Annotated in this window: 15 protein-coding genes and 1 pseudogene; 7 read left to right on the top strand and 9 right to left on the bottom strand. The window is 51.8% G+C overall.

The genetic code is table 11. The features are described 5' to 3' along the window. Positions 1 to 29: 29 nt before the first annotated feature. Positions 30 to 926, top strand: a complete 897-nt coding sequence (locus EAW52_RS21390) for a LysR substrate-binding domain-containing protein (RefSeq protein ID WP_122043978.1) — start codon at positions 30 to 32, stop codon at positions 924 to 926. Between the two features lie 405 nt (positions 927 to 1,331). Here EAW52_RS21390 and uraH read toward each other — a convergent pair whose 3' ends face one another. Together uraH and EAW52_RS21380 are read right to left on the bottom strand one after the other, a co-directional pair. Continuing rightward, complete coding sequence (gene uraH, locus EAW52_RS21385; RefSeq protein WP_122043977.1) at positions 1,332 to 1,733, bottom strand: hydroxyisourate hydrolase; 402 nt, start codon at positions 1,731 to 1,733, stop codon at positions 1,332 to 1,334. A 12-nt stretch (positions 1,734 to 1,745) separates the two neighbouring features. Continuing rightward, entirely contained in the window at positions 1,746 to 2,210 is a 465-nt protein-coding gene (locus EAW52_RS21380; RefSeq protein WP_122043976.1) for a heme-binding protein, read from the bottom strand. A 174-nt stretch (positions 2,211 to 2,384) separates the two neighbouring features. Between EAW52_RS21380 and EAW52_RS21375 the strand changes: the two genes are divergently transcribed. The 3 genes from EAW52_RS21375 (at position 2,385) to EAW52_RS21370 (ending at position 5,997) form a co-directional block, all read left to right on the top strand. Further along, entirely contained in the window at positions 2,385 to 3,119 is a 735-nt protein-coding gene (locus EAW52_RS21375) for an SDR family oxidoreductase (protein WP_122043975.1), read from the top strand. Between the two features lie 452 nt (positions 3,120 to 3,571). After that, a complete protein-coding gene (locus EAW52_RS26025) occupies positions 3,572 to 3,892 on the top strand; it encodes a hypothetical protein (protein WP_162997677.1) in 321 nt (106 codons plus the stop codon). A 959-nt stretch (positions 3,893 to 4,851) separates the two neighbouring features. Continuing rightward, positions 4,852 to 5,997 carry a hypothetical protein gene (locus EAW52_RS21370; protein WP_122043974.1) on the top strand — a complete coding sequence of 382 codons (1,146 nt, stop codon included), beginning with the start codon at positions 4,852 to 4,854 and terminating at the stop codon, positions 5,995 to 5,997. Between the two features lie 179 nt (positions 5,998 to 6,176). Here EAW52_RS21370 and EAW52_RS26020 read toward each other — a convergent pair whose 3' ends face one another. Then, the gene (locus EAW52_RS26020; protein WP_162997676.1) at positions 6,177 to 6,323 is read right to left on the bottom strand and encodes a hypothetical protein; all 147 of its coding nucleotides are present in this window, start codon (positions 6,321 to 6,323) and stop codon (positions 6,177 to 6,179) included. 190 nt (positions 6,324 to 6,513) lie between these two features. Here EAW52_RS26020 and EAW52_RS21365 point away from each other — a divergent pair. Continuing rightward, positions 6,514 to 7,376, top strand: a pseudogene (locus EAW52_RS21365) (HDOD domain-containing protein). A 48-nt stretch (positions 7,377 to 7,424) separates the two neighbouring features. On the opposite strand, the gene EAW52_RS21360 reads toward EAW52_RS21365, so the two are convergent. Next, positions 7,425 to 7,787: a hypothetical protein gene (locus tag EAW52_RS21360; protein WP_019364676.1), complete on the bottom strand. Its 363-nt coding sequence runs from the start codon at positions 7,785 to 7,787 to the stop codon at positions 7,425 to 7,427. Positions 7,788 to 8,377: 590 nt separating this feature from the next. Between EAW52_RS21360 and EAW52_RS21355 the strand changes: the two genes are divergently transcribed. Next, complete coding sequence (locus tag EAW52_RS21355; protein ID WP_122043973.1) at positions 8,378 to 8,653, top strand: hypothetical protein; 276 nt, start codon at positions 8,378 to 8,380, stop codon at positions 8,651 to 8,653. 44 nt (positions 8,654 to 8,697) lie between these two features. Here the strand turns inward: EAW52_RS21355 and EAW52_RS26015 are convergent, their stop codons facing one another. The 4 genes from EAW52_RS26015 to EAW52_RS21340 all read right to left on the bottom strand — a co-directional run bounded on the left by EAW52_RS26015 (position 8,698) and on the right by EAW52_RS21340 (position 10,412). Then, positions 8,698 to 8,841 (bottom strand): hypothetical protein, encoded by a 144-nt coding sequence (locus EAW52_RS26015; protein WP_162997675.1) that lies wholly within the window; start codon positions 8,839 to 8,841, stop codon positions 8,698 to 8,700. 493 nt (positions 8,842 to 9,334) lie between these two features. Next, positions 9,335 to 9,481, bottom strand: coding sequence for a hypothetical protein (locus EAW52_RS26010; RefSeq protein WP_010798786.1), 147 nt, complete (start codon positions 9,479 to 9,481; stop codon positions 9,335 to 9,337). Positions 9,482 to 9,600: 119 nt separating this feature from the next. Beyond that, positions 9,601 to 10,011, bottom strand: a complete 411-nt coding sequence (locus EAW52_RS21345) for a carboxymuconolactone decarboxylase family protein (protein WP_019364671.1) — start codon at positions 10,009 to 10,011, stop codon at positions 9,601 to 9,603. 32 nt (positions 10,012 to 10,043) lie between these two features. Beyond that, positions 10,044 to 10,412, bottom strand: coding sequence for a MerR family transcriptional regulator (locus EAW52_RS21340; RefSeq protein ID WP_122043972.1), 369 nt, complete (start codon positions 10,410 to 10,412; stop codon positions 10,044 to 10,046). 97 nt (positions 10,413 to 10,509) lie between these two features. On the opposite strand from EAW52_RS21340, the gene EAW52_RS21335 reads away from it, so the two are divergent. Beyond that, positions 10,510 to 10,698, top strand: coding sequence for a hypothetical protein (locus EAW52_RS21335; RefSeq protein ID WP_122043971.1), 189 nt, complete (start codon positions 10,510 to 10,512; stop codon positions 10,696 to 10,698). 268 nt (positions 10,699 to 10,966) lie between these two features. On the opposite strand, the gene EAW52_RS21330 is transcribed toward EAW52_RS21335, so the two are convergent. Continuing rightward, on the bottom strand, positions 10,967 to 12,925 hold the full coding sequence (locus tag EAW52_RS21330) for a methyl-accepting chemotaxis protein (RefSeq protein WP_122044883.1): 1,959 nt from the start codon (positions 12,923 to 12,925) through the stop codon (positions 10,967 to 10,969). Positions 12,926 to 13,210 lie beyond the last annotated feature (285 nt).

The following is a 13,210-nucleotide window of genomic DNA, read 5'->3' as shown; positions in this document are numbered from 1 at the left end:
AGGTCTTGATTGATACCGGGATTAGATCAATGTTTGAACTCGCTCAGCTCCGCTGCTTCACCACGGTGGCCACAGAACTCAACTTTCGCCGTGCGGCAGAGCGGCTGAACATGACGCAGCCGCCGTTAAGTCGGCAGATTCAGTTACTTGAGCATAGCCTGGGCGTAGAGCTCTTTTCTCGAAATACGCGCAGCGTAGCCCTGACTGCGGCAGGAAGAGCCTTTTTCATCGAAGCCCAGGCACTTCTGGAGCGAGCACAACAGGCTGCAATTGCCGCGCGACGTTTTGCCGAAGGCGACATCGGCTCGGTTACCATCAGCTTCGTTGGCAGCGCCGTTTATGAATTTCTTCCCAAGGTTATTGCCGAGGCCCGTCTTAGTCAGCCCAACGTCAAGGTTGCCCTAACGGAGATGAATACGTTTCAGCAACACGAAGCGCTACGGGCACGCCGTATCGACCTGGGTATCGTCCGTGCACCACTCCTGCAGCCGGGCTATGAAACCGAATGCCTGGTTCGTGAGCCGTTCGTACTTGCTGTACCCGCCAGCCATCCCTTGGCTCATGCACCTGCGATAACCGTGCAGGATCTTCATGGGATGCCCTTTCTCATGTATTCGCACTCAGCTTATCCCCCCTTCAACGAGCTGCTGACCGGTATGTTCCGCTCCGCCAGCGTCGAGCCGGAATACATTCAATGGCTAAGCTCATCGCTCACCATTCTGGCGTTGGTCAACGCGGGGATGGGATTGGCGTTTGTACCTCGCTGCGCCACTAATGTCGTCTTCAAGGAGGTGGTCTTTAGGGAAATCGATCTGGGCGCCGGCATACAAAGCGAATTGCATCTGGTATGGCGTACAGATAATGACAATCCCGCCTGCAAGATGCTGCTGGAAGCCATCCGCTCTGCCATCAAGGCGGAGCGTTAGCAGAACCCGCTAGGTCTCTATCAGGAACCTTTATTGGCTCACTCTGCCAGATTGATGAGGATGCTGTAGTCCAACGCTTTGCCGAGGCAGGAAGAGAGCTAGCCAGCGGACCGAGTGGTCACAGGCCAGGAAAAAGCCCCGGTAATCGCTTTCGATTTAGACGTACGCCTTGGTGTACCCTGATCAAATCTCTCAGCCTTCCCTCTCCGCTTCGTTACGGCAAGGGCCACACTGGATCCCAGAGTAAATCCAAACGCGATCAACCCGGTTGCCTGGAGAAGTAGGCGTACCGTTGTTTAGCAAAACGGCATCGTCTTCTCCGCCAGCACTAGCGTGAAGGGTCGGTATCATTCAGTGGATACCGACACAATGGCAACATCTTCTCAGGACTCGTTGACTGACGCCCTATGAACCCCGATAGGTGCTGAAACCATAAGGGCTGAGCAGCAGTGGGATGTGATAGTGCTGATCCGTTTGTTTGACTTCAAAGATCACAGGGATTTCAGGAAAAAAGGTTTCGTGGCCGGTTTTCTTGTAATAGTCGCCGGTTTTGAAAACAACTCGATATTCACCTGTTTGCAGAAGTGTATTGCTGGGGTAAAGCTCCGCGATGCGGCCTTGCTCGTTGGTGGTGCCCTGGGCCAGCGGCTGCCAAGTCTCTCCGATGTGACGCTCAAGCGTTACATTTACACCGGATGAGGGTACGCCAGTCTCAAGGTTAAGCACATGTACGCTAAGTGGATTATTGGCAGCGACAGCCATGCCGGACATTACCGTCATACCCAGTGCCAGTATCAAAGTCTTCATGGTGGTTCTCCTTCAAGGGGTAGTTTTCAAACCTATCGCCGAGGCAGCCTCGGTCGCACATTGCTCATCCTGGGCAGCGCCGCCAGCACCCGCTACGCCAAAAGCGCCTACCAGCGCGTCGCCCTCATATAAGGGCACACCGCCTCCAAGCAGCAGTAGCTCAGGCAAGGTATTGAGGTTGGCAGCCTCCGGATTCTGGCGGGCCTTCTCGGCCAGCTGGCGTGTCGCTGTCTTGGTAGACAGTGCGGTATAGGCTTTGCGGCGGGCAGCGTCTGCGTTATGAGGGCCCACCCGGGTATCGCGCTGAATAAGAATAGGGTTCCCGCCGCGATCAAGCGCTGCCATTGCAGCATGACAGGCCGCAGCGTCCAGCAAGCGACGGGCTGTGACCAAGTCCAGCTCCGCCTGTTTGGGTAAGGCGGCGTCTGCGTTTACGACTGCCAGCATGAGCAATGTGAATGTAACGATTCTGTCCATGACAGGGCTCCTTGGTTGGATCGATATACCCTAACCAAGCCACACGGTCAGAAACGGGTCATTGCGATGACATTTTCGTCAGAAACCGCATGATCCCTATATCTCATACCTGTTCAGCCAGACACAGGATGCAGTGCTAGGCTTTTCCAAAGCACTATCCAAGGATTACCTAAAATGGAAGTAAAACCACCTGCGTATCGCCCTGGCGCCATCGTTATAGGCGCCTCCTCTGGAATGGGTGAGGCGCTGGCGCGCCGTTTGGTAACAGAAGGCTGGCGGGTCGGTTTGGCTGCGCGAAGAGCTGAACGCCTTCAAGCGCTCGCTCAGGAACTAGGTGATCACGCCATCATTTGCCCACTGGACCTGATGGAAATAGACGAAGCCCGGATAACTCTGAAAGGCTTTATCCAGCAGGTAGGTCACGTTGAGCTGGTAGTCATCAGTGCGGGGACAGGCCATGTCAATCCGGACCTGACTTGGCAGCTCGATGAAGAAACTATCGCTGTCAATGCACTGGGCTTTGCGGCCACGGCCCAAATAGCCATGAAGCATTTCATAGCGCAGGGACAGGGTCACCTGGTAAGAATTTCATCCATTGCCAAGCTCCGTGCCAATGGGGGCGCTACCGCCTATTGCGCCTCGAAGGCCTTCGTCTCGACATACCTGGATGGCCTGCGCGACTTGGCACATCACCATAAACTGCCTGTGACAGTAACCGAGGCGTGTCCCGGCTTTGTCGACACCGACATGTTGAAAGCTGATAAACCCTTCTGGGTGGCCACGTCTGAAAAAGCCGCCGATTGTATATATGCCGCCATCAGGACGCGTACCAAGCACGTCTATGTCACCAGGCGCTGGGGCTTGATTGGTCGTCTGCTGCGCCTGCTGCCTTCGCCTGGCAAAGGGTAGCTTCAGGCACTCGGGCAGCTCTCAAGCAAGCTGTCCGTTATGACGAGTATACGACAAGCTCAGCGCATATATCTTTGAAAACAATGGACTGCAAAGGTGAAACCCAATCGATGATTGCCTTTTAAAGGCCTATACGTTGCTGCGACTTCTATACCAGGCTACGAATACAATTTTTACTAGGAATATCCTGATAAATGGTACGAATGAATATGGGCAAGGGTAGCAACAAATTTCGTATCCCCAAATCCAAGCGCAAGCTATGATCGCTAAGTTCATGAATAAATAATGGTTTCTGAAATATCAGGAGCAAATATAGGTATTTACCTGATTTAACAATTATCATAAATATAAATAATATTCATGGGAATATCTGCTATATTTATTGAATAGGGCCTGATATTCAAAATCCGCTTCAGATCTTATCCATATAAATTCAATTTTGAGTGAAAATCATGATTACTGTAAAAGTCAATAAAGCTCAGTGGGATGCTATAAGCTCTGATGAGCAGCAAAGAATAGAAAAAGGATTAAGAGACTGTGGAGCACTTGAGGCTTCTGTTGTAGTTGCTATTGATGATTCTGAAGCTCCTTTTGATGCGGCGCTCAACCATGATCCTGATGGGTCTCCTATTAAGGATGTACGCGAGACCTTACGTGACTCTACAGCAATAACAGGTATGGATTGGTGTCATGCTAATACAGAGGGCGCTGCACAGGTAGCCTGTTTGTCCATCGTAAGCTCCTCAATGGAATGTAAAAATCGCGGTCATTAATTTCAATATTGTAATACTGGCTGTGCTTTCTAAAAATGAAATAAAAGCTGAAGCCTCTCTTCAGCTTTTATCTTTAACAAATAGAAATGAGCACGCATCAAAATTTAATGCGGTGACTATTATAATGTTGTATTGGCCTGGTCACGCCAAGATTAAAAATTAAAATTATTTGCTTGGCTATTTCTCTTAAGTGTAATTTACTCTATATTTTCTCATTTTCGTGGTTAGAATAAAATCCCTAACCATTGACCAAGCGCTATAAAAAATCATCAAGCCGCTGCTTTTTAATGGCTAAATTGTATTTCTGATTATTATTTTGCTGATACAGCAACTTAGGCTTAGATATCTAGAGCAACTGGAAACTTCAGCTAAGGAAACTTTTAAGAAGACTTTCTGATTTTGACAAAATACCCGGATTCCCCCGCCGAGCTATCCCATGAAGCGGTGACCTGCGGGTACGTTTATCAAACTGACCGGCCTCTCCTATTTCAACTTACCGTTAGGCCCTATGCTCACACTAGCGCTGGCAAAGCCCTTGCTTTGGCTCCGTCTTCGCTGTCTGCCACAACAGATCAAAGGTTCTGAAACGTAAGGCAGCTAATCGAAAAGCACATGATCGGCTGAGTGCGCTCCGCTTGTTGTCAATTGCCGATTCCATAAGCATCAATCTTTCTCTACAAACATAACAAAAATTAACTGCCACTTCGTTAGCACCCTTCTGAAACGCTTTCTATACTCAAGCTGCTTTACGCACCGGTTGGGTGCCATGTTGACTCATTTGAGTGTTGGTTAGGGAAGACCAGAATTCTTGCCTGCCCGTTCTGATGCGCTTTTACATGGCTCCAAGCCATTTGCTGATAGATACCCGCAGGCCAGACGCCTATGCAGTTGTGGGTGAGCCGTCATCAGTTGATAACGATTTCAGCGGTCTCATAACTTTGATATAGGGAGATTTTTCAATGCCTGCGCTCAAACCCCTCGCCCTTGCCGTACTGGCTACCCTCACCTTGCATGCTCATGCAGAAAACAACACGGTAGACCTGAATCAGGACGGCGAAAACAACACCTCCACGATCGAACAGAGCGGTACGTCCAATAACTTTACGCAAACGCAGACAGGACAAAACGGTTACGGATTCATTGAGCAGTCCGGTACTGAAAACAGCGGCACGGTTTACCAAGAGGGCGTTGGCAACAGGACACAATTTATCCAGGAAGGCGGCAGTTTAAACATTGGCCAAGTATACCAGTCTGGTAATGATAATGCCGCCTATATCACTCAGAGTGACTACGAGCATCGTGGTTATGGGTTCTATGGTAAGGCGGATCAGAATACGGCTTTAATTGAACAAACCGGTTCTGGAAATAACGCAGGTATCTTTCAAACCTTGTCCTCTTACGGCAACGCCTTTACTCGGCAGAGTGGCGATAACAACAACTCGACCAACGAACAGTACAGCGCTGATTACAGCACCCAGGCTACTGTTCAAGAGGGCAGTGGCAACACTGGCGACATTTTTCAATATTCTGCTGATTATCTGACAGCCTCGATTTACCAGTACGGCAATAACAACGATGCTCACATCGCTCAGCTGGCTGATAACGCTACGGCAACCATTAATCAGGAAGGAAATAGCAATACGGCAGATGTAACGCAAGACAGTGTTTGGGGTAACGGCAGGGCAACCGGAATGATCGCTCGTGTAGATCAATCGGGCGATCTGAATACAACAAACGTACGGCAAGAAGGCTCGTTCAATGTCCTGAGTGTTACTCAAACTGGTACTAGCAATTTAGTTCGTGGCAACGGTGAAACTATTTACGACCCGGGTCAAGAAGGTGATCGCAATGTCTTGTCCGCTCTGCAGGAAGGAACAGGCAACGAGTTGTACTTTACTCAGACAGGCGATGACAACGAACTGTATGTATCACAGTCGGGTGATGCCAACACGATTACGGCTACGCAAACCGGCGTAGGCTATTCGGCCATTCTCTCTCAGAATGGCTCAGCCAACAGCATGAACGTAACCCAATCTTCTCAGGGCGATATAGCGACCATTACCCAGAGCGGTACGGGTAACACTGCGACGCTGACACAGCGTTAACCGCTAACGCTGGCCCGGTTCAGGCGCCTTGCGAAAGGCCTCTGAACCTGGCTCTTATCCTTAAATACAGGTTCCCACAGGGTCTACCGGCGGCGTATTGTCATCTTCCGCAGGCATCTCGTCCGGGTGAGTCTCGTCTGGAACACCGTCATCGAAATGACGATGAGGATCGTTGTCCATCAGCTGTACTCCGGGTCAGTCGGATTCTTTTGAGGAAGACGCTCATCGGGGGCATGCTCACGCTGATCATCACCGATTGGCTCATCCTGTGATGAAGGGATTGGATCGATTTCCGGGTCGTCCGGTGCCTTTTGGAATTCAACCATCAGTCTTCTCCTGTGCAGTGGGTGCCCTTTTTGTTGGGCAAGTCTATGGCCACTTTGTTCAGGCTGGCTGAGCGCTTAGGGTTATTGCAGCGGGGATTGAAGATAAGGATCCGCACTTTACTGGACTATTACACGTCTCCTGCTCCAGCGAGCCGACGTCTGACCACTAGCGACTTGGCAAAGCTTTTCTATGCTTTGGAATATACCGTTCAGGCATCAAGGAGCCTTTATTAATATCGACACCCTGTTCAATGAGATTCACAATCTGCCCAGCGTGCCCAAGGTCGCATAGGATCTCATCCAGCAATTCGATAACCCGTCCTCCAGCCCGGACAGTGTTGCTCGTAATGTAGAGCGGGATCCCGTCATTGCCGCCAAGGTACTACGCCTCGCTAACTCCGTCCGGTTCAAAGGATGCTCGTGATTCGACCAGTATCGAAGATGCCACCATGCGCCTAGGCTTCAACACGCTTCGTACGCTGGCTCTGGCATCGCCATGACAGGCGCATTCAAGGCGACTCAGGTTACAACCTGAAAACGTCCTGGACTCACAGTTTTCGGGTAGCCAGCGTTTGCTGACTTCTGGCAAAGCAGCTGGGCAAGGACCCGGACACGGTCTTTACCTGTGACATGATCCATAATATTGGTGAACTGCTGATTCAAGCGGGTGCGCCTGATTACGCAGCCAAACTGAACAAGCACCTTAAAAAGGACGCTACGGGACGAGCAGCGGATGAGACCGTGCAATTGGGCTTTGGCTATCTAGAAGTAGGGGCAGAGCTGGCAAAGCGTTGGCAATTACCCAGGGTCATTCAACAAGCGATCGCTTATCAAGGTCGTCCCACCCAGGCACCTGTCGAGGCGGACAATTACCCACGCATTGTGGCGCAAGCAGTAGCGATCAGCGATGTCTACGAAGCCCATGGTGCCACGCCTGAGGCGCAACAACATCTGACCGGGCCCCTGTTCAACGGACTAGATACAGACAAGCTGTTTGCTGCCTTACCCGACGTGCTTGAAGCCGACAAGGCGTTTGCCGAACTGATCGGCTAACTCCTGCCCGGCAGCCATGTGCTGCCGGGAATCACCTCAGCTTAACGGTCAGGTCGCCGGAACGACGAGATCGCCGTCGGGCCGGCGAAAGCCCAGCATGTTGCCATAACGCATGACCCCCCAGGTTTCCACGACCGGACCGGAGCGCAGCATCATGCGGACTTTGACTTCACTCTGGTAACTGGGAATGACGGTACAGGCCTTGGCCTGCTCGCCAGGGATATGGAAGGTGTTCTGTGGATCCAGAGCGGCCTGCGGGCAACGGTCAAAGCCGAAGACCGGCACTTCTGCACCATTCACCACGATCTTGAAGCCGGGGCCCATCGTGATCACAGGAGGCAGATCAGCCCATGCAAGACCACTTGTTACACCAAGGGCCACGGTTGCCGCCAACATACGGATTGCCTTCATAGACTGGCTCTCCTCTACCTATAAAGCACTACCACTTAAGACTAGAACCGCTAATCACGGAGGGGTTCCCCTAAGTCTTGTAGAGCAGGCCCAACGGTCCTGACGATACGGCGTTCATGTTTCAACTAATCGTGTTACCGGTCGAAACCCAAACGCCGCCTTGCGGATGAAGGCTTTGCTCATTAACTAGACGCTGGATTGAGCTATAGGAGACACAGAAAAAAGCCTTTTTTCAGGAAACCTTACATGCATTTAAAGGCACTATGACGTGTGGAGAAAGGAACAGAACGTGAGAATAGCGCGCTCCGTTTTGAATAGGCGGCAGGCTGAACAGATTGTGCCCATGTCTGCGGCTTTGAGCACCCAGATAATTACTGAAAAATCGCTCAAAATGACAGCACTGACATTGGGAATTGCTCTGCAGTGCTTTCAGCAATATCCACTCTAGTCTGATCCCTATGTATGGGCTCTGGATACTAGCCCAATCGGCTAAGTCCATAAGCTTAGATAAGTGACGCCAAGTTTATCTCAAATCGCTAATTATTCCGCACAAATGAACAATCAGATCATTATTAGATTGGAATAGATGCTTGAAACTCGTGTCTATCAACATGCATCTCCTTGAGGACGACCGTATGGATGGGCACGAAAAGTACAAAGCGCTGACCGGCAAGTCGTGGACGGCAGCTGTGACAGAGTGGAATCAACTTGAGCAACGGGTACAAGAAGCAGCCACTCAATATCTCGAATGCGCAGCACCTCATCAATCGGATGAACGGAAACAGCTCGAAACGGCCTTGAGATCACGACACAGCGAAGCGGACGCGTACTGGAAAAAGATGTGGGAAGATCTTGATCGCTGTTAGCAAAAAGCCCGGTCATATAACCGGGCTTCTATTCGAGGATTCGATTACAAGGGACGATTTACATCGTCATCATCCAAACTATCATCTGGCATAGCGGGATCAACCACATCGCCACCAATACCTGTATCGTCTGGCTTAAGCGGATCAGGGCTTTGTACTGTCACTGGAACGTGTTCATACGTAGCCATGGTGCATCTTCTTCCTTATAAGGCCAAAGCGGCCTTATAACTTGGAGTCGTCAAATCAAGAGGTGTTCGCACCAACGTTTCCGCTCGTCTAATTAGCTGAACAATAAAAAGCTCGGCATAAAACCGAGCGTTCATCTACGCAGATCAGTCCAGCAGGCTATAGGTAATCGTCGCTAAACATAAAAAGGTCAGAATCCCAATTCCCAGCGCTATTGGCATACACATCATGCCAAAGGACAGGTATTCAAGAACCCAACCCATAATGCCAAATAAAAGAAAAAGAACAGCTGCGCCTACCGCTAATGCGGTTCCTTGTCTTACCAAGAAACCACCGCCTGACCTGACCATAATGATGCCTCTGCAGGAGCAGCGATTGCTGCTGCGCAGAGATATCATGTTGTGACAGGATTCACATCAAATACTGTATTAACAATACGACCGTTAATCTGATACCTCAAGCCTTGCGTTGGCAGGACTTGAGGTAAACCCCCTATCAGATGCCACCTTCTTCATCGGCCTCGTCAGGTGCCTGGTCAGGGTCCAGTGGTGCCATCTCGTCATCGTTCGCACCTACTTCATCACCCGGACCTAATGGATCAGAGCCCTGCATCCGCCATGTGTCGATTGGTTGAGTATTCATATACACCTCGAGTGGGGTCCTAAATGACCCTATCGTTGGACAGCACTTGTAGGGCTTCATTGAATGCGTGAAACGCTTTGAATCAAACGGTCTTTATGAATACCCAAGCCTTGGCGACCTTAATGCTCTGGTTCCGCTACTGGTTGATCCAAAGTATCTAGCGATGCAAAGACCTCTCGGGCTGCGAACAGTCCGTTCAATGCCGCTGGGAAGCCTGCATAGACCGCCATCTGCATGATGGTTTCAATGACTTCTTCACGCGAAACACCTACATTCAGCGCGCCCTGGATATGTACTTTGAGTTGAGGCGCTGCATTCCCCATGGCCGTGAGCGCCGCCACCACTGCAATTTCTCGACTTTTAAGGTCAAGACCGGGACGAGAGTAGATGTCTCCAAACGGAAACTCGATTAGATAGCGTGCAAAGTCCGGAGCGATGTCAGCAAGACTAGCAACGACGCGCTCGCCTATCTCACCATCGATTTCCTTTAACTTCTCAAGTCCGCGTTCATAGCGCGTTGCAGTGTTCATCAGGCGTCTCTCCATGGTAGCTAAGGGTTATGTCAGGAATGCTCCAGCGCTTGGTAGTGCTCGACCTTGGCTTGCAGGGCATCGGCAGACTTTTTCATGGCCTCGATCTGGGCAAGTACCTCCGCCAGGTGATCCTCCAGCAAGCGACGGCGCTCGGATACGGTTGAGTCTCCAACAGCACGCAACTTTGCGAAGGTCAGCATTTTTCCGATAGGCATCTGGGTGGTACGCAGCCTTAAAAGAAAACTGATCCAGGCCATGTCTGATGCTGCGTAACGCCGTTGGCCGCCAGGGGCTCGGCCAACAGGCGCAATCAACCCGATACGCTCGTAGTAGCGCAACGTGTGAGCCGTCAGACCAGTACGCTTGGCAACTTCATCTATCGTTAAAATCGAGTCCATGGAGAGGATCCTAGAGGTTAGAGTGCGCTCTAAGTCAAACACTTTTTTCCGCCCGCCGACACCTCTTCATGTTGTGCCGCAATCGTCTGGAGACCGCTTGCTACAGACGCGGCTGCCCTATCCCTCGAAGGACTTGCAGGGCCATCCACTTGAGCTGATCACGGGAGCTGTTGTAGGAGGCGCTGCCAGCCATGTTGCCGGACATCACGACAGTGCAGGTGCGGCGGCAGGATGCGCGGTTGGCCATCATGAGGCCAATAAGAAGGACAAAGCTAAAGATACCTAGTCGGAATAAGGGATCCGATACCGCGCAGTCAGGCTCCTCTCAGGCGGCACCGGCTGATAAATAAACAAGGTCGCCATAAGAGCACTGCCGGTACAGTAACCGGCAGGCAGCTGATTGTCTTTTAAAGATAACGTCTTTGATACCCGCCTGTTGAGCCTGAACGTCTGTCGTTGACAAACGTTCAGATGACTCAAACATTAGCCGGATCGGCTAATAACGATAACCAAGCGTAGCTCAGCAAAACGAGTCAATCGATTACACGTGCGGTTTACGCCAACCTGAACCGACCTACCAGCTTTTGCTGGTGCTCAGCCAGACGCGCCAGCTCCAGACTGGTTGCGGCAGTCTGCTCGGCACCTGCGCTGACTTGGATAGCCACATCGTTGATCTCCACGATGTTGCGGTTGATGTCCTCCGCTACGGCGCTTTGCTCTTCCGCAGCCGCAGCAATCTGCAGATTTCTATCGTTGATACTGGCTACGCCCTCGGCAATCCTGGTGAGCATATCACCGGCCCGCTCGATGTTGGAGGCGCCTGCGCGAGCTTTGCCTACAGTCTCCTGCATCGATTGAGTAGCGCGGTCAGAGCCTGTCTGCAGGTTTGCAATCATCTGCTGAATATTGCCAGTAGACTCTTGTGTCTTTTGGGCCAGCATACGTACCTCGGAAGCCACCACTGCAAAGCCCCGACCGTGGTCGCCGGCCCGTGCCGCTTCGATGGCCGCATTGAGCGCCAGCAAATTGGTCTGGTCCGCAATGCCGCGGATCACATCAAGCACCGTGGAAATGGAGTCGCTTTCTCGCTTCAGGTCGCTGATGATGGCTGCGGTCTGATCGGCCTGCGCAGACAGTTCGCGTATGACACTGATCGTGCTTTCCACTTCACGTCGCCCCTGGCTTGTGCTCTGGTTGACCTCTTGTGACATGCTGGCGGCATCGCTGGTGCTCTGAGCCACCTCCCGCACGGTCGCGCTCATCTGGTTGATCGCAGTGACAACAAGCTCAGTACCCTGGCGCTGACGCTCAATGCTCTTGCTGGTCTGAAGCGTGACCGCTGAGGATTCTTCCGCGGCCGTCGCCACCTGCGTGGTGGCGTTACCAATCTCCTGAATCACCTGACCCAACTCGTCAGCCATACGATTGAGGTTATGAGTAATCTCGCCAAATTCGTCCTTGCCCTTGTAATCGGATCGCGCAGTAAGATCGCGTTGCGAAAGTGCCAGCAGCGCCTTGTTTACCGCTTTAACGGCAACGCTGATGTTGCGAATGATCAGATAGGACAACACCGAGACGACCAACAGCGCAAGCACTGCGGCACCCAGCGTTGTCCACAGAGCGGCTGACGCATGATGTTGCGCCTTGGCCGCCAGGGCGCCCACCTGCTGTCCCAACTCTTCCTCTACTTCGCCCATCAGATCGATTCGGCTCGTCGAGGTTTTGAACCATCCTTCGGCAGACACACCCAGTGACTGGCCGATCGGCGTCTCGAACGCCAGACGCTGCAGACGTGCGACCTCAAGCGCGCTGGGCTGCTGCATTTTTTCATCAAGCTTTCGCACAAGCGCCTCAGACGCGTTACGTCTGAAGGCCTCGGAGTAGGCGGAAAACTCACCCAGGTTACGGCTGAAAGCCGATAGCAGATCAGAGTCGAACCGATCCTGGTTGAACACGACACCTAGCATGGCCCGCTCACGACCTGCCCGCTCCTTCATCTCGATGAATTCATTAAGCGAGGATAACGCTCGGGCAAGCGATGGCTCATTCACACCGCGCTCCAATGAGTGAGTGAATCCAATCAGCGTTTGAATAATTTTGGTAAACCGCGAGCCTGATTCACGGTTGGTGATGCCCAGCGTATCGATCTGGTCACGGGTGGCTTTCAGACCATCCAATGCAGCCATAGCGTCGCGAATCTCACTGGCACTTCCAGAAAGCGCGCGCAAGGCCGCCATAGCCTCATCCGTCTGCTGGCGCATGCGAGGCAGCACATCCCGCATTGCATTTCCCTTACTACCCAGATAAACACCGCTTGCGCCGCGCTCACGCTGCAGCACGGTAATTAACTGACTTACCTTCTGGGCAACCGTGCTCGCTTCCACCGTTCGATTCATCTCCTGGAAAGTCTGGTAGCTATTAACTACCTTTGCCGTCGCGAGCCAGAGGAAGCCGAGAAGAGGGCATATGAGAATCAGCAGTAGCTTGAAACCCAACGGGATGTTTCGGAGCACGATGTTCACCTCAGAGTCTGCTTCGATATCAATGGTACGAAGCTCAGTCGATTACCTACCGTCGTGCTTTTATGGCTGCACGTTAAGCAGGATGTGCGCAGCCAAAGGCTGCCCTTGCAAGGCATCACACTCTCTATCGGACCGATAGAAAAAATCTTTAAAAAGGACGCATGTCCAAGCCCTATAACGCTCGATGTCTGTATCGGCGGATAGATTACGCGTCTGTCTCGTACACCATAGCCTTCAGCCGGAGCTTGCATTGATGACGGGGTAAACGATTTGCCC

It is taken from the genome of Pseudomonas sp. LTJR-52 (genome assembly GCF_003691465.1).
In the GTDB taxonomy this organism is placed as follows: Bacteria; Pseudomonadota; Gammaproteobacteria; order Pseudomonadales; family Pseudomonadaceae; genus Chryseomonas; species Chryseomonas luteola.
Note: the sequence above shows the minus strand (reverse complement) of the source record. Positions and strands in the feature narration are given on the sequence as shown.

Coding starts and splice junctions, on each gene's coding strand:
- EAW52_RS21390 (WP_122043978.1), top strand. CDS start 30: ATGTTTGAACTCGCTCAGCTCCGCTGCTTCACCACGGTGGCCACAGAA.
- uraH (WP_122043977.1), bottom strand. CDS start 1,733: ATGAAGACTTTGATACTGGCACTGGGTATGACGGTAATGTCCGGCATG.
- EAW52_RS21380 (WP_122043976.1), bottom strand. CDS start 2,210: ATGGACAGAATCGTTACATTCACATTGCTCATGCTGGCAGTCGTAAAC.
- EAW52_RS21375 (WP_122043975.1), top strand. CDS start 2,385: ATGGAAGTAAAACCACCTGCGTATCGCCCTGGCGCCATCGTTATAGGC.
- EAW52_RS26025 (WP_162997677.1), top strand. CDS start 3,572: ATGATTACTGTAAAAGTCAATAAAGCTCAGTGGGATGCTATAAGCTCT.
- EAW52_RS21370 (WP_122043974.1), top strand. CDS start 4,852: ATGCCTGCGCTCAAACCCCTCGCCCTTGCCGTACTGGCTACCCTCACC.
- EAW52_RS26020 (WP_162997676.1), bottom strand. CDS start 6,323: ATGGTTGAATTCCAAAAGGCACCGGACGACCCGGAAATCGATCCAATC.
- EAW52_RS21360 (WP_019364676.1), bottom strand. CDS start 7,787: ATGAAGGCAATCCGTATGTTGGCGGCAACCGTGGCCCTTGGTGTAACA.
- EAW52_RS26015 (WP_162997675.1), bottom strand. CDS start 8,841: ATGGCTACGTATGAACACGTTCCAGTGACAGTACAAAGCCCTGATCCG.
- EAW52_RS26010 (WP_010798786.1), bottom strand. CDS start 9,481: ATGAATACTCAACCAATCGACACATGGCGGATGCAGGGCTCTGATCCA.
- EAW52_RS21345 (WP_019364671.1), bottom strand. CDS start 10,011: ATGAACACTGCAACGCGCTATGAACGCGGACTTGAGAAGTTAAAGGAA.
- EAW52_RS21340 (WP_122043972.1), bottom strand. CDS start 10,412: ATGGACTCGATTTTAACGATAGATGAAGTTGCCAAGCGTACTGGTCTG.